Source organism: Nocardioides marmoribigeumensis (genome assembly GCF_031458325.1).
GTDB classification, from domain to species: Bacteria; Actinomycetota; Actinomycetes; order Propionibacteriales; family Nocardioidaceae; genus Marmoricola_A; species Marmoricola_A marmoribigeumensis.
The window spans coordinates 3,269,746-3,291,551 of the sequence record NZ_JAVDYG010000001.1 but is presented as its reverse complement, the minus strand read 5'-3'; the positions used below and the strand labels follow the sequence as shown (position 1 = coordinate 3,291,551).

Below are 21,806 nucleotides of genomic sequence, written 5' to 3'. Positions count from 1 at the left end.
CGCGGTCGCGGCCGCGTAGACTCCCGCGCGATGAGCGAGCTGTGGAGCGCCCCCACGTCCCGGGGCCCGGTGCGTGGCCGCGTCACGATCCCCGGCTCCAAGTCCCTGACCAACCGGGCGCTCGTCCTGGCCGCGATCGCCGACGGTCCCAGCGTCGTACGCCGGGCGCTGCGCTCGCGCGACACCGAGCTGATGGCGCGGGCGCTGAGCTCGCTCGGGGCCACGGTCGACACGACGGGCGACGACTGGCGCGTGACCCCGCTCGTGCGGGGTGAGCGGCGCGACGCCGAGGTGGACTGCGGCCTCGCCGGCACCGTGATGCGGTTCGTCCCCCCGGTGGCCGCCCTGGTCAACGGGTCCGCCGCCTTCGACGGCGACCCGCACGCCCGCACGCGCCCGATGGCTGCGGTGCTCGACGCGCTCCGCGCGCTGGGGGCGGACGTCGACGACGGCGGCAGCGGCACGCTGCCCTTCACCGTGCGGGGCGCCGGGCGGGTCCGCGGCGGCGAGGTGGTCCTCGACGCCTCGGCCTCGAGCCAGTTCGTCTCCGCGCTGCTGCTCGCCGGGGCGGCGTACGACGAGGGCGTGGTCGTGCGCCACGTCGGCCCGCCCGTGCCCTCCCAGCCGCACCTCGACATGACCGTCGACGTGCTGCGCGAGCGGGGTGTCGAGGTCGACGACTCCGAGCCCGACGTGTGGCGGGTCGCGCCCGGCCCGGTGCGCGCGGTCGACGTGACGGTCGAGCCCGACCTGTCCAACGCCGCTCCGTTCGTGGCGGCGGCGGCGGCGACCCGGGGCGAGGTGCTCGTCGTGGGGTGGCCGGCCCGCACCACCCAGGCCGGTGACCGGCTGCGCGACATCCTGACCCGCATGGGGGCCGAGGTGCGCCTCGACGACGAGGGGCTGACGGTCCGCGGCGGCGACCTGCACGGGCTCGACCTCGACATGCGCGACATCGGCGAGCTGGCGCCGGTCGTCGCGGCCCTCGCCGCGCTCGCCGACTCCCCCAGCCGGCTGCGGGGGCTGGCCCACATCCGCGGCCACGAGACCGACCGGCTCGCCGCGCTGCACCGCGAGCTCACCCGGCTCGGCGGCCGGGTCACCGAGCACGCCGACGGGCTCGGCCTCGAGCCGGCGCCGCTGCACGGCGCCCGGTTCGCGACCTACGCCGACCACCGCATGGCCCACGCCGGCGCGCTCCTCGGGGTCGTCGTCCCCGGCGTCGAGGTCGAGGACGTGGCCACGACCGCCAAGACCTTCCCCGGCTTCGCCGAGGCGTGGTCGGCCCTGGTCACCGGCTCCGGGGCCGACGCGTGACGCGCCGGTCGGCCCGCGACTCCTACGACCACGTCACCCAGGAGGACTTCGACCGGCCCCGCCGTCGCACGCGTCCGCGCACCAAGGACCGCCCGACGTACGACGACGCGGTGGACGCGCTGGTGGTCACCGTCGACCGCGGCCGCTACACCGTGCGGCTGCGCGAGGAGCCCGACCGCGTGGTGACCGCGATGAAGTCGCGGCCGCTGGGCCGCAAGGGCGTCGTCGTGGGCGACCGTGTGCGGCTGGTCGGCGACACCACCGGCGACGAGGGCAGCCTGGCGCGCATCGTGGAGGTCCAGGAGCGCACGACGGTGCTGCGCCGCACGGCCGACGACGACGACCCCGTGGAGCGCGTCATCGTGGCCAACGCCGAGCAGCTGGTCGTGGTCGTCGCGCTGGCCGAGCCCGAGCCGCGCACCGGCCTGGTGGACCGCGCGATCGCGGCGGCGTACGACGCGGGCATCGAGCCGCTGCTGTGCCTGACCAAGGCCGACCTGGCCGACCCCGCACCGCTGGTGGAGGTCTACCGCCCGCTCGACGTGGCGTACGTCGTCACGCAGCGAGGCGCGGACGTCGCCCCGGTCCTGGAGCGGCTGGTCGGGCGCACGAGCGTGCTCCTGGGGCACTCCGGCGTGGGCAAGTCGACCCTGGTCAACGCGCTCGTGCCGGGCGCCCACCGGGCCGTCGGCGTGGTGAACGACGTGACCGGGCGGGGGCGCCACACCTCCACGTCGGCGCTCATGCTGCGGCTGCCCGAGGCGAGCGGCGGCGGGTGGATCGTCGACACCCCCGGGATCCGGTCGTTCGGGCTGGCGCACCTGCAGCCCCAGTCGCTGCTGCGCTCGTTCCCCGACCTCGACGACCTGGCCGTCGACTGCCCCCGCGGGTGCACCCACGCGGCCTCCGAGCCCGAGTGCGCGCTCGACGAGGCCGTGGCGGCGGGCACCGTCGAGGAGGCGCGCGTGTCGTCCTACCGGCGGCTGCTGTCGAGCCGCGACGCCCCGCGCGGCTAGCCTCGCCCTCATGCCCACGAGCTACACCGACGACCTGCGGCTCGCCCACGTCCTGGCCGACGACGCCGACTCGCTCAGCCAGAGCCGCTACCAGGCGCTCGACCTGCGCGTGGACACCAAGCCCGACCTCACCCCGGTCACCGACGCCGACCGCGCGGTCGAGGAGGGCATCCGGCGCACGCTGTCCAGGGCCCGCCCCCGTGACGCGGTCCTCGGCGAGGAGCACGGCAGCAGCGGCGCGAGCCAGCGCCGGTGGGTGGTCGACCCGATCGACGGCACCAAGAACTTCGTGCGAGGCGTCCCCGTCTGGGCCACGCTGATCTCCCTGATGGTCGAGGACGAGGTCGTCGTCGGCGTGGTCTCCGCGCCCCAGCTCAACCGCCGCTGGTGGGCGATGCGCGACGGCGGCACGTTCACCGGCCGCTCGTTCTACAAGGCGACGCCGTGCCGGGTCTCCGACGTGGGCTCGCTGACCGACGCCTCGCTGTCCTACTCCTCGCTCGACGGCTGGGAGGAGTCCGGCCAGCTCGACGACTTCCTCGCCCTGGCGCGGCGGTGCTGGCGCACGCGGGCCTACGGCGACTTCTGGAGCTACATGATGGTGGCCGAGGGGTCGGTCGACATCGCCGCCGAGCCCGAGCTGGAGCTCTACGACATGGCCGCCCTCGACGTGATCGTGCGGGAGGCCGGGGGCCGGTTCAGCAGCCTCGACGGCCGCGACGGACCGACCGGCGGCAACGCCCTGGCGACCAACGGGATCCTCCACGACACCGTGCTGGGCTTCCTCGGCGCCGTGCGCGAGCCGGGTGACCGGCCCGCGCCCGAGACGCCGGCCGAGCCCGAGCACCAGGGCCGCGAGGGCACCCTGCACGACCTCAGCGCACGGCGGCGCCCGGAGCTCCCGCCCCTGTGAGTCCGGACCCCGTCCGCCTGGTGTGGCGCCGCGCGTCCGCGCAGCGAGAGGTCCTCGCGGTCGCGGCCGCCGTCCTGCTGGTCACGGTCGTCCTGGTCACCGCCTGTGGGGTGGCGCTGCGCGTCGCCTCCCAGTCGGGCATCCGCGCCGGCCTCGGCCGCGCCCCGGCCGTCGAGCGGGTGGTCGTCGTGTCCGGCAACCCCGAGGACGCCCCGGGGGTGGCCGCCGCCGACACCGCCGTACGACGGGCGCTCGCGACCGCGGTCTCCCCCGCCCCGGCGCGCGTGCAGCGGCGCACGGTCTCCTCGTCGTACGCCCTGCGCGGCGCGGCCGAGCGGGACCGCCTCGTCCTCGGGGTGTACGCCGGGGTCCGCGCGCACGCGCGGCTCACCGGCGGCGACTGGCCGGGCGACCCGGACGAGGTGGCCGTGCCCCGCGCCGCGGCCTCGGACCTGGGCCTGCGGGTCGGCGAGGCCCTGACCCTGGTCGGGCAGGACGACCGATCGCGGCGCCTCACCGTGTCGGGCGTGTGGACGCCGACCGACCCCGAGAGCGGGTTCTGGGCCGAGGACCCGCTCGGCCCGGTCGGGCGGGTCGACGACGGCGGCTTCCGCACCTTCGGGCCGCTGCTGCTGCCCGACGACACCCCCGACGGGGGGGTGGGGACGCTGGTCGACCCGCGGGTCTCGTGGGTCTCGGCGCCGGCGCTGGCCCGGCTCTCCACCGCCGAGCTGGACTCCGTCCGGGGCCGGGTGGACGCGCTCGAGGAGGACGGCGCCGACGACCTGGCCGACGCCCTGCCCGACCCGCGGGTGGTCACGAGCCTCGACGACGTGCTGCTCGCCCTGGGCCCCTCGCTCACCGCGGCCCGCACCTCGGTCGTGGTCCCCACGCTGCTGCTGCTCGCGCTGGCCGTCGCCTCGCTGGTGCTCGCCGCCCGGGTCGTCGCGGAGGCCCGGGCCCCCGACGTGGCCCTGCGGGAGTCGCGCGGGCACTCCCGCGCCCAGGTCCTCGGCGCCGCCGGGGCGGAGATGCTGGCGATCGGGGCCGCCGTGCTGGCGGTCGGCCCGTGGCTCGCCGCGCCGTTGGTCCGCGCGGTGGTCGGCGCGACCGGGACCTCGGGGGTGGCCATCTCGCTCGAGCCCCGCGACTGGCTGTGGGCGGCCGCGGCGGCGCTGGTCGGGGTCGTGCTGCTCACCCGCGCGGCCGGTCACGCCGGCGGCGGCGACCCACGCACGCGCTCCGGCTGGCGTCGGCTGGTCCCGCGTCCCCGCGAGGTGGTCGAGGTGCTGGTCCTGGTGCTCGCCCTGGTCGCCTGGCAGCAGGCCTCGTCCGACCCGACCGCGAGGGCGGCCGCCCCGACCCTCGTGGTGCTGGCGGTGCTCCTGCTGGCGGCCCGGCTCCTGCCGCTGCTCACCCGGGTGGCGGGCGGCTGGGTGGGCCGCACGCGCGGGCTGCTCCCCTCGGTCGTGGGGTGGGAGCTGACCCGGCGGGTGGAGCAGCAGCGCTCGTCGCTGGTCACCACCGGGCTGGCCGCCGCGGTCACGGTCCTCCTGGCCGGGCTGGTCACCTCGTGGGCGGCGTCGCAGGACGACCAGGCCGCGGTGACGACGGCCGCGCGCGTCCGGGTGACCGGGCTGAGCACGGCGCAGGCCGACGACCTGGCCCAGCAGGTCGGCGGCGTGGTCGTGCAGCGACGTTCGGCCGGCCTCCCCAGCGGCACCGGCACCGTGCTCGTGGTCCCCGACCGGGCCGGCGAGGTGCTCGAGGCCCCGGTGGCGGGGAGCTGGCCGGGCCTGCTCGCGCGGCTCCGCCCCGGCTCGGACGACGTGCCCGCGCTGGTGAGCCCCTCGGTCGCCGCCCAGGCCGGTGACGGCGACACCGTGTCGCTCCAGCTGGCCGACCGCAACGTCCCGGTCCGCGTGGTCGGGGTGCTGCCCGCCCTGCCCACCGCCGCCCCGGCCGAGCCGGCGCTACTGGTCGACAGCCGGGCCCTGGCCGCCGTCCTCGGCGGACCGCCCGCCCGGGGCCTGTCCAGCGACGACACCGAGGTGTGGACCGGCGCCGGCGTCTCCGCCGTCCGCGAGGCCGCGCACCGCATCGCGCCCGCGGCGACCGTCCTCGCCCGCGACGCGGTCGCCGACCGTCTCCGCTCCGGCCCGGTCGGCACCGGCCTGCTCGCCGGCTCGGTCCTCGCGCTCGTCGCGGCCGGCATGCTCGGCGTGCTCGCCTCGGTCAGCGACACCGCCACCACGCTGCGGGTGCGCCGGCGCGAGCTGGCCTCCCTGCGGGCGCAGGGGCTGTCCCGGCAGCGCCTGGTCCTCGCGGTCGCCCTCGAGCGCGGTGCGCTCCTGGTCGCCTCGACCCTCCTGGGGGCAGCGACCGGCTGGCTCGCCGTACGCCTGTTCCTCGGGCGGCTGGTCCTGGCCGACTCCGGCGTCCTCCCCTCGCCGCCCGCGCAGGCCGTGGCGCCCTGGCTGCTGCTGGCCGGCGGCCTCGCCCTCGCGCTCCTCGCGCTCGTCGCCCTGGCCGCCGTCGCCGCCGCCCGGGTCGCACGCCGCCCGCTGGGCACCGACCTCCGGGAGACGACGTGAGGCGCGCGCTCCCCCGCCTGCGCCTGGTCGCCGCCCAGGACCGCGCCGAGGCCGGCCCGCTCGCGGCGCTCACCCTGCTGGTGCTGCTCACCGCCTTCCTCCTCGCCGCGGTCCCCCGACAGGTCGCCGCGGCCGAGGACGACGCCCTGCGCGAGACGCTCGCCCGGGCCGCGCCCGCCGAGCTGGACCTGGGTGCCTCCACCACCAACACCGCCCCCTCGACCCAGCTCGAGGCCGTCGACGACGTGCTGCGCGGCAACCTCGGGCCCGTCCTGACGCCCCGGGTGACCACACCGGTGCGCACCGCCCAGGCCAACCCCTTCGACACCTTCACCGTGACCGGCGGGCACTTGCGGCCCCAGCCGTTCAGCTGGCTCCAGCCGGCGCACCAGCCCGGGCTGCTCGACGACGTCCGCTGGGTGCGAGGCCGGGCGCCCGACGGCAGCGGCCCGGCGACGGCCCGGACCAGCGGCGGCACGCTCCCGGCCGTCGAGGTGGCCGCCTCGGCCGACGTCGCCGACGTGCTCGACCTCGTCGTCGGACGCACCTACGTCGTCCACGCGCTCAGCCCGCAGCCGGGCGGCATCGGCGACTTCGCGGTCCGCCTCACCGGCACGTTCGAGGCGCCCGACCCGGACGACCCACGCTGGGACTACCTCCCGCAGGTCCTGCACAACGGCGAGCGCTACACGCCCGAGGGCGCGCTGCTCGCCGAGGTCGGTGCCGTCCTGGTCGACGACTCCCAGCTCGAGCGCCTGCGCCGCGCGGTGGGGACGCTGCGCTACGAGTGGCACTACCCGGTCGACCCGTCGACCATCGAGCCCGGCTCGGCGGCGCAGGTGCTGGCCGCCGTCCGCTCCTCGGTCGCGCGCGCCCCGAGCACGCGGATCCCGCTGGAGCAGGAGACCTACCGCGAGCCCACGGTCGCCATGGGCAGCGGGCTGGTGGACCTCCTCTCCGGCCACCTCGCGTCGGTGCGCACCGCCTCCTCGCTGGTGGCGGTCGTCGTGGCCGGCCTGTCCGTCGTGGCCCTGCTGGTGATGTCGCTGGCCGGCGTCGTGGTCGTCGTACGCCGGTCGCCGGTGCTCGCGCTGGCCCGCGCCCGCGGCGCCTCGGTCGCCCAGGCCGTCGCGGTCGTCGCGCTCGGCGTCGCGGCGACGGTGCTGCCCGCCGCCGCGCTCGGGGGTGGACTGGCGCACGCGCTGGTCGGTCGCGACGTCGGGGGCCGCGACCTGCTCCTGGCCGCCGGGGTCGGTGTCTGGGCGGTCGCCTCGTGCGCCGTCGCGACGTGGTGGCGCACGGCGGCCCACCGTCGTACGCCGGCCCTCCGGCCGGTCCTCGAGGCCGGGCTGGTCGTCCTCGCCGCGGCCGGCGTGGTGCTGCTGCGGTCCCGCAGCAGCGCGGAGGACGAGGGCGGCGCCGGGGTCGACCCGTTGCTCGCCGCCGCGCCCGTGCTCGTGGCGCTCGCCCTCGCGGCGGTCCTCCTGCGCCTGCTGCCCCTGCTCGTCGACCGGCTGGCCGCAGCCCGGAGCCGCAGCCGCGGCCTGGTGTCGTTCCTCGGCCTGGCCCGCGCGGCCCGGCAGCCGGCCGTCCTGGCCGCGCCGCTGGCCGCCCTGCTCGTCGCCCTGTGCTTCGCGGTGTTCGCCACCGGCGCGGTGCGGTCGGTCGACTCCGCCCAGGTGACCGGGACGTGGCGGGAGGTGGGCGCCGACTACCGCGTGCAGGCCACCTTCATCCCCCCGGAGATCCTGGCCGCCGTGGAGGACCTCGACGGCGTGCGGGCCGTGGCCACCGCGTTCGTCCGCACCGACGCCGAGCTCACCGACACCCGCGACCGCGGGGTGCCCGGGGTCTCGGCCGCGGTCGACACCCGCGCCTACGCCCGCGTCCTGGCCGGGGCCCCCGGCACGGTGGCCGACCTCGACACCCTGCGCGGCCTGGCCGAGGACCCGGGCGGCAAGGACGACCCGCTGCCCGTCCTGGCGACCGCCGCGGCGGCGGAGGTCCTCGACCCGCGCTCCCCCACGGCCGACCTCGGCGGCGGGCTCGGCGAGTCCGGGCTCGACGTGCGCGCGACCGTGGACCGCTTCCCGCTCGACGACGGCCGTCCCGCGGTCGTGGCCGACCTGGCGGCCGTGCAGGCGAGGGAGAGCGCACCCGTCCGCCCCAACACGATCCTCGTGGCGGGCGCCCCCGGGCTCGCCGAGCAGCTCGACGCGATCGTCAGCCGCAGCGGCCAGCCGCACCAGGTGACCGACCGGCGGGCGGCGCTCACCCGGGTGCAGGAGTCGCCGTTCGTCGGGTCGACCCGCGACCTGTTCGCGCTGGTCGTGCCGGCCGCGCTGCTCTACGCGGTCCTGGCGACCGTGCTGGCCCTCGTGCTCGCCGCTCCCACCCGGCGGCGTGACACCGCCGTGCTGCGCCGGCTCGGCGCGTCCCGGCGCGAGTCGCTGCGCCTCGCGCTCACCGAGCAGGCGCCCCCGGCGCTCGCGATGCTCCTCGGCGGCGCGCTGGCGGGGCTCGTGCTGGTCGAGCTGGCCCTCGGCGCGGTCGACCTGTCCCCGCTCACCGGCGGCGTCGGCCCGCCCGACGTGCAGCCACCGCTGACCGCGGCCGCCCTGCTGACCGGCGGCCTCCTGGTCCTGGTGGCGGTCACCACCGCCCTGGTCGGCGCCGCCGAACGACGAGGACCCGACGAGAGCAGGGAGAGCTGATGAGCACCGCAGCCACGCAGAGCCGGCACCACCCCGCGTCGTACGGCGCCGGCGCGCACATCGTGTGCGACAACCTGATCCGCATCTACCGCACCGACAAGGTCGAGGTGGTCGCGCTGCAGGGTCTCGACCTCCTGGTCGACCGCGGCGAGCTCGTCGCGGTCATCGGCGCGTCCGGCAGCGGGAAGTCCACGCTGCTCAACATCCTCTCGGGGCTCGACCAGCCGACCGCCGGGCTGTGCCGGGTCGGCGACCAGGACCTGCTGGAGATGAGCGGGCGGCAACGGCTGCGCTACCGCCGCCACGTCGTCGGGTTCGTGTGGCAGCAGACCGCGCGCAACCTGGTGCCCTACCTCTCGGTGTGCGACAACGTCCTCCTCCCGCTGCTCGCCTCGCGCACCGGCCGCGACGAGCGGCACGAACGGGTCGAGCAGCTGCTCGGGCTGCTCGGGGTCGCCGACGTCCGCGACCGCCGGCCCGGCGAGCTCTCCGGGGGTCAGCAGCAGCGCGTCTCGATCGCGGTCGCCCTGGCCAACCGGCCCGAGGTGCTGCTCGCCGACGAGCCGACCGGCGAGCTGGACTCCCGCACCGCCGAGGAGGTGTTCGGCGCCCTGCAACGGGTCAACACCGAGCTCGGCGTGACGGTCGTCGTGGTGACCCACGACGCGGGCGTCTCCGAGCACGTCGGCCGCACCGTCGGCATCCGGGACGGGCGGACCTCCAGCGAGGTGCTGCGCCACGACACGGGTCACGAGGGCTTGGTCGCCCAGGAGTACGCCGTCCTCGACCGGGTCGGCCGCCTCCAGCTGCCGCAGGAGTTCACCTCCGCGCTGCAGATGGACCGGCGGGTCCGGCTCGAGCTCGAGGAGGACCACATCGGGGTCTGGCCCGACCGGCCCGCCGGCCCCGAGGGAGGCGCGTCGTGAGCGACCTGATGGTGGAGGCGCGCGGCCTCGGCAAGACCTACGCCGCCGGGTCCGGCCGGGCGGTGGTCGCCCTCGACGACGTCTCGTTGGTCGTGCCCCGCGGTGCGCTGGTCGCGGTCACCGGCCGCTCGGGCTCGGGCAAGACCACGCTGCTGCACTGCGTGGGCGGCCTCGAGCACCCCGACGCCGGCTCGGTCCGCGTCGACGGCGTCGACGTGACCGGGCTCGACGAGGACGGGCTGCTGCGGCTGCGCCGCGACCGGGTCGGGTTCGTCTTCCAGAGCTTCGCCCTCGTGCCGGTGCTCACCGCCCGCGAGAACGTCGGGGTCCCGCTGCGCCTGCGCCGCACCGCCGTACGCGAGCGGGAGGAGCGGGTCGACCGACTGCTCGACCTGGTCGGCCTGGGTCGTCACGCCGAGCAGCGTCCCGACGAGCTGTCCGGCGGGCAGCAGCAGCGGGTCGCGGTGGCCCGCGCGCTGGCCGCCTCGCCGAGCCTGCTGCTCGCCGACGAGCCCACCGGTCAGCTCGACTCGGCCACCGGCGCCGCGGTGATGGACCTGCTGCGGTCGGTGGTCGCCACCGAGGGCGTCACGGTCGTCGTCGCGACCCACGACCGGTCGCTGATCGAGTCGGCCGACGCGGTGGTCGAGCTCAGCGACGGACGGGTCGTGGCGCCCGCCTGACCTGCGCCAGGATCCACGGCGCCACGAGGAGCGCCAGGAGGTCGAACCAGCCGTAGCCACCGGCGGCCCCCGTCGGCGGGTTGCCGATCGAGATCCCGAGCACCGGGTCGTGCGGCTGCCACACCCAGGTGCGCAGGTGCGTCCCGACGATCTCCAGCCAGGTCACGACGAACGCGGCGCCGACGTACACCTCGCGCGAGGGGCCCCACCGCCAGAACGCCACCAGGCAGGCGAACCAGAACGCCCCCAGCACGTCCGGTCGCGGGCCGACCAGCGCCCACAGCGCCCAGGCGCCGACTGCGGTCATCACCGCCAGCCCGACGGGTCGCAGGCGCGCCCGCACCCACGGCGCGTGCCCGAGGGCGAACGCGGAGAGGTAGACCAGCCCGTGCCCGGGAGGGACGTACGCCGGCACGTTGCCGAAGCGGTAGAGGTAGACCCCCAGCCCCGGCGAGAAGGTGTACTCGACCACCGTCGCGAACGCGACCACGACCAGCGCCTGCACCCGCACGAGCGGGGTGGCGAACCGCAGCGCGCCGAGCAGCACGAGCCAGGTCAGGGCGCCGAGCACCCGCTGGGTGGCGCGTGAGCCGTCGTGGTCGACCGCGAGCACCACGGTCAGCCAGCCCATCATCAGCACCGCCGCGAGCACGCCCCGGTGCTCGAGCGGGGAGGTGGGGTCCGAGGCCCGGGCTCCCTGGAGATGCTTCGCGGGAAGACGGGTCGTCGGAGCGCTCACGGACCGAATTGTGCCAGGCCGACCAGCGCCGAGCGGCCCTACCGGGCGCCCCCGTCCTGGTCTAGCCTTCGGATCACCCCCGAGCCCGACCCCGAGGAGACAGCACATGCGCATCCGAGAGATCGTCGCCGCCAAGCCCAGCCAGGGCGTGGTCACCGTCGCGCCCCAGGCCACGGTGCGGGAGCTCCTGGCCCTGCTCGCCGAGAACAACGTCGGCGCCCTCGTGGTGAGCAACGACGGCAGGAGCGTCGACGGCATCGTCTCCGAGCGTGACGTCGTGCGCCGCCTCCACGAGAACCCCGACGTGCTGTCCGCCGAGGTCTCCACGATCATGACCGCCAGCGTCCACACCTGCGACCCCGACTCCGACCTCGACGAGATGATGGGCGTGATGACCGAGCGCCGCATCCGCCACGTGCCCGTGGTGTCCGGCGGCTCCCTGGTCGGCATCGTGAGCATCGGCGACGTGGTCAAGCACAAGATCAGCAGCCTGCAGTTCGAGCGCGACCAGCTCGACAGCTACGTCCACCAGACCTGACCTCCGCGCCCACCCGTAGGGTGGCGCCCATGGACAAGCCCGAGATCGAGTTCCCCGACGGCCCGGCCCCCTCCGAGCTGGAGATCACCGACGTCACCGAGGGTGACGGCGCCGAGGCCACCGCCGGCTCCACCGTCGACGTGCACTACGTCGGCGTCGCCTTCTCCACCGGGGAGCAGTTCGACGCCTCCTACGACCGCGGCAGCCCGCTGCAGTTCCGCCTCGGCGTCGGCCAGGTCATCTCCGGCTGGGACACCGGCGTCCAGGGCATGAAGGTCGGCGGTCGCCGCAAGCTGGTCATCCCGCCGCACCTGGCGTACGGCGACCGCGGCGCCGGCGGCCTGATCAAGCCCGGCGAGACCCTGATCTTCGTGGTGGACCTGCTCCGCGTGAGCTGACCCCGCCCGCCCCCAATGGACTGGGAATTACTTTGCACAGTGGTGAAAGTCCCGGCTGAGCGGCACCGGAAATGTCGGTGGCCGCTGGTGTGATGGCTTCATGACCGCAGCAGCCGCCACCGACCTGGGCCCCGAGTGGGTGCAGGCGTCCCTGGCTGCCGACGAGACCTCCCGTGACGCGCGGTCCACGCTGCGGCGGGGCCTGCTGGACCGGGTCGCCCAGCGCCGGGCCGACATCCGCGCGGCTGAGGCCGACGAGCTCGTCGCGGTCACCGAGTGGGCCGACCTGCACCGCACCGATGCCGCTGATCACCTGCTGAGCGTCGCGGCGGGGATGCTCCCGGCTCCGCGACTCGCCGCCTGGGACACCTGCCCGGTCGACATGTCGGGGATCCCGGTCGACGAGTACGCCCTGGCCGAGCTCGCCACCACCCTCCAGGTCCCCGACACCACCGCCCGCGACCTGGTCGAGGACGCCCTCGAGCTGCGCGAGCGCCTGCCCCGCACCTGGGCCCGCGTCGTCGCGCTGGCCGTCCCGGTGTGGAAGGCCCGCCTCGTGGCACGCCGCGCCCGCACCCTGTCCCCGGAGGCCGCCGAGCACGTCGACCGGCACCTGGCCGCCCACCTGCACAAGCTGTCGACCACCCGGATCAAGGCCGCCGTCGACGCCGCGGTCCTGCGCTTCGACCCCGACCGCGCCGCCGCCGAGGCCGAGGCCGCCGGCGAGAGCCGTGGCGTGTGGTTCGAGCTCGAGCCCGGCTCCCTCGAGCAGAGCACCGGCACCGGTGGCACCGCGCGGTTCGGTGGCGTGGCCGACACCCCCGACGTGCTGGCCTTCAAGGACGCCCTCACCACCAAGGCCGCCGAGCTGGAGGTCCTGGGCGATGAGTCGTCGGAGCAGGTCCGCATGGCCAAGGCGGTCGGGATCATCGCCGACCCGCAGTACTCCCTCGACCTCAGCGCCGCCGCCCACGACGCCCTCGAGACCCACGGCGAGGGTGACCGCCGACCCCGGCGACGCCGCACACCACTCGGCCTCGACCGCCCGATCCACATCCACCTGCACACCTCCACCGAGACCGCCCGGGTCCAGACCTCCGGCCTGCCCTGGGCCGCCTCCCCGGTCGCCAAGGCCGCGGTCGAACGCTGGATCTCAGAGCTCGCCCCCGGCGTGAAGGTCAAGGTCACCCCGGTGATCAACCTCAACGACCACCACGCCGTCGACGAGCACGAGGCCCCCGCCCACATCAAGGACAGGGTCGACCTGCGCGACCACCTCTGCGTCTTCCCCTTCTGCAACCGACGGGTCCGCGCAGACCGCGACCACATCGACCCCTACCTCGACCCTGATGACGGCGGGCCACCCGGCCAGACCGGCGACCTCACCCTCGCCCGACTCTGCCGCTACCACCATCGCGTGAAAACGCACGGCGGCTGGCGCTACCGCCGACTCCCCGACGACCCCGGCGCCTACCACTGGACCTCCCCCCTCGACGACCACTACCTCGTCGACGGCACCGGCACCCGACCCCTCACCTGACCGCCCCAGCCCTGCACGTCCGACCCCACCTCGGGGCCGGAGGTACAGGCACGCCCGCGCCGCGGCATGAGCGGGCTGTCGTCCCGACTGCGGCGTGGTCGAGCTCTGCCTGAGGTAGAGGGATGCTCGGGCTCCAGGTCTCTGCCTACTCGTCGGCGTAGGCCGCACCGCTGTCGCCGCCCGGGTGCGGCCTTCGTGGCTCCCGCACGCCGGCAGAACCGTCGTCGGGCTCGTCCGGCCCCCACAGCGGCGAGCGGCGCTCGAGGCCCAGCTTGGTCAGGATGCTGGTGACGTAGTTCCTGACCGTCTTCTCGGCCAGGAACAGCTGCTCGCCGATCTGGCGGTTGGTCAGGCCCTCGGCGACCAGCTCCACGATGCGCCGTTCCTGCGGAGTCAGCGACCGCAGCTCTGCGGGCTCGGAGGCGCCGCCGTCGCGCAGCCGCTCGAGCACTCGCTGGGTCACGGCTGGGTCGAGCAGCGACTGGCCCTCAGCGACCTTGCGGACCAGGGCGAGCAGGTGGTCGCCTGCGATCTTCTGCTTGATGACGTAGCCTGCGGCGCCGGCCATGATCGCGGCGAAGAGCGCCTCGTCGTCGTCGGAGGAGGTCAGGATGATCGCCGGGATCGAGGGGTTCGCTGACCGGATCGAGCGGCACACGTCGACGCCGCTGCCGTCGCGCAGGCGAACCTCGAGCACGGCCACGTCGGGACGAAGGACCGGGATGCGCGCCTCGGCGTCCTTGGCCGACCCGGACTCACCGACGACCTCGAACCCCGCCTCGGAGTCGACAAGGTCCTTCAGCCCTCGACGCACGACCTCGTGGTCGTCCAGGAGGAACACGCGTACGACGCTCACGAGCTCTCCTTGTGACGCTGACTCGGGCACGCGACGATCATGCATTGAACGGCGGAGGCGAGGTGCACGCTCCGCGGCATGAGCGGGCGGATTTAGCAGTCGCCGGTGGCCACTCGCGGATGGCCGCCTCGACATCCTTGGGCACCCTGTCCGGGAGCAAGTACAACTCCCACGACCAACCGCACGCTGGACCTCCACCCAGCCCTCTTCCAGTGCTCCGGTGCAGCACGAGAACTTTGCGAGTTCGCCGATACGCGATGTCCCGGTCACCGCTGGCCACTACTCCCGCTCAACCCCGCGCTTGCGCTCAGCCGGTCCGGGCACCGACGCCAGACCCGAGTTCTCGAAAGTGCGGTCTCATGACGGCAAGCGCCACCATCGACTGAACGCCGCGACCCCTGACTCCCTGATCAGGTGTTGGCGACCTCCGCGAGGCAGAAGAGCCAGAAGTCGACGATCGACGCGAGTCGGTCATCGGCCGGCGGCCAGTCGCTGAACACTTGGCGCCCCAGGTTGCCGATCGTCCGAGCCGGCACCTGCTCCCAGGCCCCGGCCCTCAGCATTGGCTGGTTCTTGTGGAGGAACTTGGGGTGCGGGTCAGTCGCCACCTCCCACGTCGCCTCCGGGACGGCGATCGCGACGATGTCAACCACGTAAGAGATCAGTCCGTCGAGAAGCTGGAGAGAGCCCGCATCGAGTCGCTCGTGACCTCCCAGCCCCAACCTCGACCAGGAGGGCTGCTGCCCGGGCGGCCCGAGCCGGAGCCTCTCCTTCACCCACACCCACAGCGGCTCGAGGCTCCTGACCGAGTGGTCCAACTCGACCGCATCGCCCACGGCGAGCACGAGATGCCGCAGGGCAGCGGGCCGCTCCTCCAGGAATTCCTCGAGAGCAGCCGCCGCCTGCTGCTCAGTCAGGTCCGCGTACAGGGTCATGGGAGATGGATAACGTACGTGATCCCGTTCTTGTCGAGCGTGCAAGACGGCCGGAGCAGCACCGTCGACCCCGATCGGCCGCACTCCTGACCGCTCGGATCGCGGCATGGTCGGGCAGGAGGTTGGGTGCGACTCGGGCCTCGCTGCGGGGTCCGATCCGTACCCAGTCGCCCAGCGGATCGGGGATCAGTCGTTTCCCGTTCTCACGGATGATGGGCACGGCCCGCCGAGGTGTGGCGGATCCGTGCACTGTTCGGCGGATCCGGACACCGGTTGTCCGTGGTCGGATGTCGGCATCCGCCGAACTCGGACCCGATCCGCCGAACCTTTCTTCGCGAGCGACCATCGGCATGACAGCTCGCCTGGCGCGCGCCCACACGTGCCTGGCCGAGGCAGCAGCCGCCTCACCAGGGGACGTCGGGCTCCTCGCCGGGCTCCCCGACCCGGACCCGCTCTCCGCGCAGGGACACGACGGCTCCCGCTCGGAGCTGTGCCCCGCGGCGGGTGTCGACCTGTCCGTCGACCTCGACGAGACCGTCGGCGATGACCTCCTTGGCCTCGGCCCCGCTGTCGACCAGGCCGGCGAGCTTGAGGAACTGGCCGAGCCGGATCACGTCGTCCTGGATCGACACCACGCGCGGCTCGGGCTCGCGGCTGCGCCGCCGTCCTGCCAGCCTCATGAGAGCGCCACCGACACCGCGTGGATGAGCACGCCGACGAGCCCGCCGACGATCGTGCCGTTGATCCGGATGAACTGCAGGTCCTTGCCGACGTGCAGCTCGATCTTGCGCGAGGCCTCCTGACCGTCCCACTCGTCGATGGTGTGGGTGATCACCGAGGTCAGCTCGCGGCCGTAGCGGTCCACCAGGAACACCGCGAGGTCGGAGGCCCGCTTGTCGAGCCGGGCGCGCAGACCCTCGTCGCCGCACAGCCGCTCGCCGAACGCCTGCAGCTCGCTCACACCCCGGCGTACGAGCTCGCCGTCGGGGTCGTCGAGGGCCTGGACGAGCGCGCGGCGCAGGGCGTTCCACAAGGAGATGTAGGTCGCCGAGGTCTGCGGGTGCTCGAGCATGCGGACCTTGAACCGCTCCATCCGCTCGATCGTCGGCTCGTCGGTGAGCAGGTCCTGCGCGACCTGGCGCAGCACCCGGTCCAGGGCCAGGCGGGAGCGGTGGTAGGGCTCGCGGCGGATGTCACCGATCCAGGTGACCAGCTCGGCGTGCAGGCGGCGGATCACCCGCTCGTTGACCGAGTCCGGGGCCCACCAGGGCGCGCGCTCGACCACGACCTCGTGGAAGGTCTGCTCGTTGCCCTCGAGCCAGCGACCGGCCTCCTCGAGCAGCAGGTCGACCAGGCCGTGGTGCGCACCGTCCTCGACGACCTCCTCCAGCAGGCGACCGGCCAGGGGGCTGATCGGTTCTTCCTTGAAGCGCGGCACGAGCGCGCTCTGGATCAGGTCGGCGACGTCCTCGTCGCGCACCCGGCGCAGCGCGAGGCCGAGGAGGTCGGCGGCCTCCAGCACCACGCGGCGTGAGTGCTCCTCGTGCGAGAGCCACTCCCCGGCCTTGGCCGACGGCTGGGCCTCCAGCACGTGGTTGGCCACGATCTCGTCGGAGAGGAAGTTCTCCCCGACGAACTCCTCGAGGCTGCGCCCGAGCATCGCCTTGCGCTCGGGGATGAGCGCCGTGTGCGGCACGGGCAGTCCCAGCGGGTGCTTGAACAGCGCGACGACGGCGAACCAGTCCGCGATCGCACCGACCATGGACGCCTCGGCGCCGGCGTTGACGAAGCCGAGGAAGCCCTCCTGCCCGAGCGTGACGAGGTAGACGAGGGCAGCGAACACCAGGAGGCCGACCGCCAGGGAGCGCATGCGGCGCAGCGCACGGCGACGCTCGGCGTCGAGGTCGGGGCTGGAGGCCAGGCTTGGTGCGGACATCAGGAGCAAACTATCGGGCCCCTAGACTCCGGCGCATGACGACCGTGATCACCTTCGGCACCTTCGACGTCTTCCACGTGGGGCACCTGCGCGTGCTGGAGCGCGCCCGCGCGTTCGGCGACCGCCTGGTGGTCGGGGTCTCGGCCGATGCGCTCAACCTGCGCAAGAAGGACCGCCTGCCGGTCTTCTCCGAGGCCGAGCGCCTGGAGATCGTGGCCGCCCTGAAGTGCGTCGACGAGGTGTTCGTCGAGGAGAGCCTGGAGCAGAAGCGGGACTACATCCTGCAGTACGCCGCCGACGTGCTCGTCATGGGCGACGACTGGGCCGGCAAGTTCGACGAGTTCGGCGACGTCTGCCGGGTGGAGTACCTCCCCCGCACGCCGGCCATCAGCACGACGGCCCTGATCGAGAAGATCTCGACAGGGCCGTGAGCCGGACGCCCGGGACGGGCGCGCTGACCGACGGGGTCAGTTGAGCAGCTTGGAGGCGAGCACCGCGGCCTGCGTGCGGCGCTCGAGGCCGAGCTTGGTCAGGATGCTGGTCACGTAGTTCTTCACCGTCTTCTCGGCGAGGAACAGCTGCTCGCCGATCTGGCGGTTGGTCAGGCCCTCGGCGACCAGCTCGAGGATGCGGCGCTCCTGCGGGGTGAGCGAGCGCAGCTCCTGGGGCTCCGAGGCACCCCCGTCGCGCAGCCGGTCCAGCACCCGCTGGGTGACGGCCGGGTCGAGCAGCGACTGGCCCTCGGCGACCTTGCGGACGACGTCGAGCAGGTCGTTGCCCACGATCTGCTTCAGCACGTAGCCCGCGGCGCCGGCCATGATCGCGGCGAACAGCGCCTCGTCGTCGTCGTAGGACGTCAGGATGATCGCGCGGATCGAGGGGTCCACCGACCGGATCGAGCGGCAGACGTCGACGCCGCTGCCGTCGGGCAGGCGACCGTCGAGCACCGCGACGTCGGGACGGAGCGCCGGGATGCGTGCCTCGGCGTCCTTGGCGGAGCCGGACTCGCCGACGACCTCGAAGCCCTCCTCGGAGTCGAAGAGGTCCTTGAGACCTCGACGCACGACCTCGTGGTCGTCCAGGAGGAACACGCGTACGACGCTCATGAGCATCCTTCGTTCGGCGGGTGACACGCGGACACGGCTCATGTTAGCCGTGACGCGCCTGACCAGACCGGAATGGGGTGCGGAAAAATATCTCGGGCCGATCCGCGAGGGATCGGCCCGAGGGGTCTCATCACGCGGTGGGAGAGTCCGCGCGCCAGAACAGAGACGACGTCCAGTTGTTGGGAGAGGCAACCGGCCTTGAGTCCATGATGACCGGCTTTACCGAGCGGTGCGGTGGGCAGTCCTTCCCCTCTTGGCGGGACCAAGGTCCAGGTGATGCCCTCACCCCTGGGGGGTCGGCAGCTCCTCGACCAGGGCGCGGGCGACGTCGGTGATCGTCCCGACGTCGAGGGCCGGGGTGATCGCGCGCTGCAGCCCGAGCCCGATCGCCATGCTGAGCAGGGCGTGCGCGGCCTCCTCGACCGGGATGCGGAACGCCAGGTGGTGCCGGTCGGCGGTCCCCGCGAGCGCGCCGGCCAGCATCGTGTGCAGCCGGGCGTTGCGCTCGCGCAGCGCCGCCCGGAGCACCGGGTCGCGGCGGCTGCGTGCGGCGAACTCCGCCTCCAGCGCCGACCAGTCGGGGTCCCCGAGCCGCTTGTCGGCCCACAGGTCGAAGGCCGCCAGCGCCTCCTCGAAGCTCGCCGCGTCGCCCAGGGCGTGCAGCACCGCGTCGGCCACCTCACCCTGGATCGAGTCGAGCACGGCCAGGCAGAGGTCGTCCTTGCCGCCGAAGTTGCTGTAGACCGCCCCCTTGGAGAAGCCGGCCTCCTCGGCGACCCGCTCCAGGGAGGTCTTGGCGTAGCCCTCGCGCAGGAACAGGTCGCGGGCGACCTCGACGAGCCGCTGCCGGGTGAGGGCCTGGCTCTCGGCGCGGCTCAGTCGCTGGGTCACGGTCGCCAGCCTACGGGTCCGAGTTCCCCCGGAATCGGGATACCGGGCCCGTCCGTCCGATTCACCTGCGGCGCAGCGTCGTGCGGCCTAGGTTCGCCGTGTGGGAGGTCAGGGGTGACCACCTCCGGGATGGCACCACCACGTCGGACGCCAGGGGAAGGGCTGCGGGCCCTCCTCGACCTCGCGCGCCGGCAGGACCCGGCCGCCGCCGAGCAGGCCGCACTCCAGCGCGCCGTGGACGCCCTCGTGCCCGACGAGGCCCTCGTCCTCGACCGCCTCTCGAGGCTGGGCCGCGTCCCCGTGGTGCAGATCTGGGCCCGTCCCCACACCGGCGGCGCCGGTGAGCCCGTGCTGGAGAACGCCTCCCGGATCGGGCGCCTGGCCCAGGTCGCGCTGCCCGACCTCACCCCGACGTACGTCGGCCACCTGCTGTGGCTGGGCCTGGTGCGGCTCGACGGCGTGGTGGACGACGAGCTCGGCGACTACTTCCAGGCGCTGCTGGCCGACCCGCTGGTGCTGCGCGCGCTGGCCCGCGCCAACGTCGACGGCAGCACCCCGCGCGTGGTGCGCCAGGCGCTCTCGCTGTCCCCGCTCGGCGCCCAGCTGGTCGCCGACGCCTCGAGCGTCGACCTGCTCGCTCAGGTGGAGAGCAGCACCGACGAGCCGTGACCGAACAGGCCCTGGTTGGCGGTGACCCCCACCCGGGCCCCCTCGACCTGACGGCCGGTCGCCTGGCCGCGCAGCTGCCAGGTCAGCTCGCAGACCTGCGCCAGCGCCTGGGCCGGGACGGCCTCGCCGAAGCAGGCCAGGCCGCCGGAGGGATTGACCGGGAGCCGGCCGCCGAGCGCGGTGTCCCCCGCGCGCAGCAGCTGCTCCGCCTCGCCCTCGCCGCACAGTCCGAGGTCCTCGATCCAGTCGAGCTCGAGCGCCGTGGACAGGTCGTAGACCTCCGCGACGTCGACGTCCTCGGGCCCGATGCCGGCCTCCTCGTAGGCCGCGTCGCCGATCGACTGCTTGAACGTGCGCGCGCCCGGCTCGGCCGCGGCGGCGCTGTCGGTGCTGAACAACGGCATGTCGATGACCGTCTGGGGATAGGTCGGCGTCACCGTCGAGACCGCCCTGACCCGCACCGGGTCGGTCAGCCCGCGCGAGCGGGCGAACTCCAGGCTGGTCAGCACCACCGCGGCCGCGCCGTCGGAGGTCGCGCAGATGTCGAGCAGGTGCAGCGGGTCGCTCACCACCGGTGAGGCCAGCACGTCGGCGACCGACACCTCCTTGCGGAAGCGTGCGTGGGGGTTCTCCAGCCCCGCCTTGGCGTTCTTGACCTTGACCTGGGCGAAGTCCTCCGCGGTCGCGCCGTAGAGGTCCATGCGGCGTCGGGCGTAGAGGGCGAAGTACATCGGGTTGGTCATGCCGAGCAGCCGGAAGCGCAGCCAGTCGGGGTCGTCCCACCGCTCCCCCGCGTTGGGCGCCAGGAACCCCTTGGGCGTGGTGTCGGCGCCGACGACCAGCGCCACGTCGCTCAGGCCGGCCAGGATCCGGGCCCGCGCGGTGTCGATCGCCTGCGCGCCGGTCGCGCACGCGGCGTACGACGTCGCGACGCGCGCGCCGTTCCAGCCGAGGGCGCGAGCGAAGGTCGAGCCGGCGACGTAGCCGGCGTAGCCGTTGCGGACGGTCTCCCCACCCACGACCAGGTCGACCTGCGGCCACTCGACCCCCGCGTCGGCGAGGGCCGCGCGGGCGGCCACGACGCCGTACTCGTGGAAGGGCCGGCCCCACTTGCCCCACGGGTGCATGCCCACGCCCAGCACCGCGACGTCTCGACCCACGCTCACTGGTCGGCCTCCTCGCCCAGCTCGGTCACGGGCTTCCAGCGCCAGACCAGGCGCTCGCCGGACTCGTCGGTGTAGAGCGGCTCGACGACCAGCTCGACCTCGCTGCCGACGCGGAGGTCGTCGACGCCCCAGCCCTCGGCGACCTGGCCGAGGACGACGATGCCCTCGGCGAGCTCGACCGCGGCCAGGGCGAACGGGACGTGCTCGCCGTCGCTCGGAGGGAGGTACGGCGGTGGGGGCTGGTAGCGCGCGTCGGTGTAGGACCAGACCGTCCCGCGCCGCGAGAGCGGGACCTGCTCGAACTCCGCACCGGGGCACGCCGGGTCGGGGCACCACGCGGCGCCGGCCGTGGGCGCGGGGAAGGTGACGGTCCCGCAGGTGGTACAACGGCCGCCGAGCAGACTCGGCTGCTCCCCGTCCGACCCAGTGGTGAACCAGCCCTCGACGACGGGTGTGGCCACGACGGTTCCTCTCAGAGACGGGAAAACTGGAACGTGTTTCAATCATGGCACAGGGTGGACCTCGTGCCCCTGCGCGACCAGACCGCACTCGTCCTGGGCGAGGTGTGGGTGACCACCCGGGCCGTGCAACGGCTCCTGCTCGTGGTCGCCGACGCGATCGAGGACGGGCTGCTGCTCGAGCTGCGCACCGGGTTCGCCGACATCCGTCGCGCGGTCGAGCTGATGGAACAGGTGACCGTGCAGATCGAGCAGGCGATGCCGGTCCTCGAGGCCACTGCTCCCGCGCTGGGCCTGATGAACGGCAGCATCGCCCAGCTCAACGCGACGGTGGCCCAGCTGGAGGGCCTGCCGGGCGTGCGGATGGCGCGACGGCTCGTCTCCAGGCCGGCGCCGGCGGCCGACTGAGCC

The 21,806-nt window shown here is 74.4% G+C and carries 22 protein-coding genes; 13 read left to right on the top strand and 9 right to left on the bottom strand.

Annotated elements, in window-relative coordinates:
* Window positions 1-30 precede the first annotated feature (30 nt).
* The 7 genes from aroA to J2S63_RS15655 are packed head-to-tail and all read left to right on the top strand — an operon-like array spanning window position 31 to window position 10,163.
* Complete coding sequence (aroA, locus tag J2S63_RS15685; RefSeq protein ID WP_310304101.1) at window positions 31-1,317, top strand: 3-phosphoshikimate 1-carboxyvinyltransferase; 1,287 nt, start codon at window positions 31-33, stop codon at window positions 1,315-1,317.
* On the top strand, window positions 1,314-2,333 hold the full coding sequence (gene rsgA, locus J2S63_RS15680) for a ribosome small subunit-dependent GTPase A (RefSeq protein WP_310304098.1): 1,020 nt from the start codon (window positions 1,314-1,316) through the stop codon (window positions 2,331-2,333). The genes aroA and rsgA overlap by 4 nt, the downstream gene beginning before the upstream one ends.
* Before the next feature lie 10 nt (window positions 2,334-2,343).
* The gene (gene hisN / locus J2S63_RS15675) at window positions 2,344-3,246 is read left to right on the top strand and encodes a histidinol-phosphatase (RefSeq protein ID WP_310304096.1); all 903 of its coding nucleotides are present in this window, start codon (window positions 2,344-2,346) and stop codon (window positions 3,244-3,246) included.
* Window positions 3,243-5,840 carry an FtsX-like permease family protein gene (locus tag J2S63_RS15670; protein WP_310304093.1) on the top strand — a complete coding sequence of 866 codons (2,598 nt, stop codon included), beginning with the start codon at window positions 3,243-3,245 and terminating at the stop codon, window positions 5,838-5,840. Before hisN ends, J2S63_RS15670 begins: the two co-directional genes overlap by 4 nt.
* Window positions 5,837-8,554: an ABC transporter permease gene (locus J2S63_RS15665; RefSeq protein WP_310304091.1), complete on the top strand. Its 2,718-nt coding sequence runs from the start codon at window positions 5,837-5,839 to the stop codon at window positions 8,552-8,554. The genes J2S63_RS15670 and J2S63_RS15665 overlap by 4 nt, the downstream gene beginning before the upstream one ends.
* Window positions 8,554-9,480, top strand: a complete 927-nt coding sequence (locus J2S63_RS15660; protein WP_310304089.1) for an ABC transporter ATP-binding protein — start codon at window positions 8,554-8,556, stop codon at window positions 9,478-9,480. Before J2S63_RS15665 ends, J2S63_RS15660 begins: the two co-directional genes overlap by 1 nt.
* Window positions 9,477-10,163, top strand: a complete 687-nt coding sequence (locus J2S63_RS15655; RefSeq protein WP_310304087.1) for an ABC transporter ATP-binding protein — start codon at window positions 9,477-9,479, stop codon at window positions 10,161-10,163. The genes J2S63_RS15660 and J2S63_RS15655 overlap by 4 nt, the downstream gene beginning before the upstream one ends.
* Here the strand turns inward: J2S63_RS15655 and J2S63_RS15650 are convergent.
* Window positions 10,132-10,902 (bottom strand): hypothetical protein, encoded by a 771-nt coding sequence (locus J2S63_RS15650; protein WP_310304085.1) that lies wholly within the window; start codon window positions 10,900-10,902, stop codon window positions 10,132-10,134. The genes J2S63_RS15655 and J2S63_RS15650 overlap by 32 nt on opposite strands.
* A gap of 106 nt (window positions 10,903-11,008) precedes the next feature.
* Here J2S63_RS15650 and J2S63_RS15645 point away from each other — a divergent pair, with 106 nt between their 5' ends.
* The 3 genes from J2S63_RS15645 to J2S63_RS15635 all read left to right on the top strand — a co-directional run bounded on the left by J2S63_RS15645 (window position 11,009) and on the right by J2S63_RS15635 (window position 13,378).
* The gene (locus J2S63_RS15645; RefSeq protein ID WP_310304083.1) at window positions 11,009-11,440 is read left to right on the top strand and encodes a CBS domain-containing protein; all 432 of its coding nucleotides are present in this window, start codon (window positions 11,009-11,011) and stop codon (window positions 11,438-11,440) included.
* A gap of 29 nt (window positions 11,441-11,469) precedes the next feature.
* Entirely contained in the window at window positions 11,470-11,838 is a 369-nt protein-coding gene (locus J2S63_RS15640; RefSeq protein ID WP_310304081.1) for an FKBP-type peptidyl-prolyl cis-trans isomerase, read from the top strand.
* A 100-nt stretch (window positions 11,839-11,938) separates the two neighbouring features.
* A complete protein-coding gene (locus J2S63_RS15635; protein WP_310304079.1) occupies window positions 11,939-13,378 on the top strand; it encodes a hypothetical protein in 1,440 nt (479 codons plus the stop codon).
* A gap of 145 nt (window positions 13,379-13,523) precedes the next feature.
* Here the strand turns inward: J2S63_RS15635 and J2S63_RS15630 are convergent, their stop codons facing one another.
* From J2S63_RS15630 to J2S63_RS15615, 4 genes are all read right to left on the bottom strand, one after another.
* Entirely contained in the window at window positions 13,524-14,234 is a 711-nt protein-coding gene (locus J2S63_RS15630) for a response regulator (protein WP_310304077.1), read from the bottom strand.
* 410 nt (window positions 14,235-14,644) lie between these two features.
* Window positions 14,645-15,169, bottom strand: a complete 525-nt coding sequence (locus tag J2S63_RS15625; RefSeq protein ID WP_310304075.1) for a hypothetical protein — start codon at window positions 15,167-15,169, stop codon at window positions 14,645-14,647.
* 404 nt (window positions 15,170-15,573) lie between these two features.
* Entirely contained in the window at window positions 15,574-15,849 is a 276-nt protein-coding gene (locus tag J2S63_RS15620; protein WP_310304073.1) for an RNA-binding S4 domain-containing protein, read from the bottom strand.
* A complete protein-coding gene (locus tag J2S63_RS15615; RefSeq protein WP_310304071.1) occupies window positions 15,846-17,105 on the bottom strand; it encodes a DUF445 domain-containing protein in 1,260 nt (419 codons plus the stop codon). The genes J2S63_RS15620 and J2S63_RS15615 overlap by 4 nt, the downstream gene beginning before the upstream one ends.
* Window positions 17,106-17,140: 35 nt before the next feature.
* Here J2S63_RS15615 and J2S63_RS15610 point away from each other — a divergent pair, with 35 nt between their 5' ends.
* A complete protein-coding gene (locus tag J2S63_RS15610; protein ID WP_310304069.1) occupies window positions 17,141-17,536 on the top strand; it encodes an FAD synthase family protein in 396 nt (131 codons plus the stop codon).
* Between the two features lie 36 nt (window positions 17,537-17,572).
* Here the strand turns inward: J2S63_RS15610 and J2S63_RS15605 are convergent, their stop codons facing one another.
* Both J2S63_RS15605 and J2S63_RS15600 read right to left on the bottom strand, forming a co-directional pair.
* Window positions 17,573-18,211: a response regulator gene (locus J2S63_RS15605; protein ID WP_310304067.1), complete on the bottom strand. Its 639-nt coding sequence runs from the start codon at window positions 18,209-18,211 to the stop codon at window positions 17,573-17,575.
* 282 nt (window positions 18,212-18,493) lie between these two features.
* Window positions 18,494-19,102, bottom strand: a complete 609-nt coding sequence (locus J2S63_RS15600) for a TetR/AcrR family transcriptional regulator (RefSeq protein WP_310304065.1) — start codon at window positions 19,100-19,102, stop codon at window positions 18,494-18,496.
* 114 nt (window positions 19,103-19,216) lie between these two features.
* Here J2S63_RS15600 and J2S63_RS15595 point away from each other — a divergent pair, with 114 nt between their 5' ends.
* The gene (locus J2S63_RS15595) at window positions 19,217-19,771 is read left to right on the top strand and encodes an Abi-alpha family protein (RefSeq protein WP_310304061.1); all 555 of its coding nucleotides are present in this window, start codon (window positions 19,217-19,219) and stop codon (window positions 19,769-19,771) included.
* Here the strand turns inward: J2S63_RS15595 and J2S63_RS15590 are convergent.
* Together J2S63_RS15590 and J2S63_RS15585 are read right to left on the bottom strand one after the other, a co-directional pair.
* Entirely contained in the window at window positions 19,741-20,937 is a 1,197-nt protein-coding gene (locus tag J2S63_RS15590) for a lipid-transfer protein (RefSeq protein ID WP_310304059.1), read from the bottom strand. The two genes, J2S63_RS15595 and J2S63_RS15590, sit on opposite strands and share 31 nt — an antisense overlap.
* Complete coding sequence (locus J2S63_RS15585; RefSeq protein ID WP_310304057.1) at window positions 20,934-21,398, bottom strand: Zn-ribbon domain-containing OB-fold protein; 465 nt, start codon at window positions 21,396-21,398, stop codon at window positions 20,934-20,936. Before J2S63_RS15585 ends, J2S63_RS15590 begins: the two co-directional genes overlap by 4 nt.
* A gap of 54 nt (window positions 21,399-21,452) precedes the next feature.
* On the opposite strand from J2S63_RS15585, the gene J2S63_RS15580 reads away from it, so the two are divergent.
* Complete coding sequence (locus tag J2S63_RS15580) at window positions 21,453-21,803, top strand: hypothetical protein (protein ID WP_310304055.1); 351 nt, start codon at window positions 21,453-21,455, stop codon at window positions 21,801-21,803.
* Window positions 21,804-21,806 lie beyond the last annotated feature (3 nt).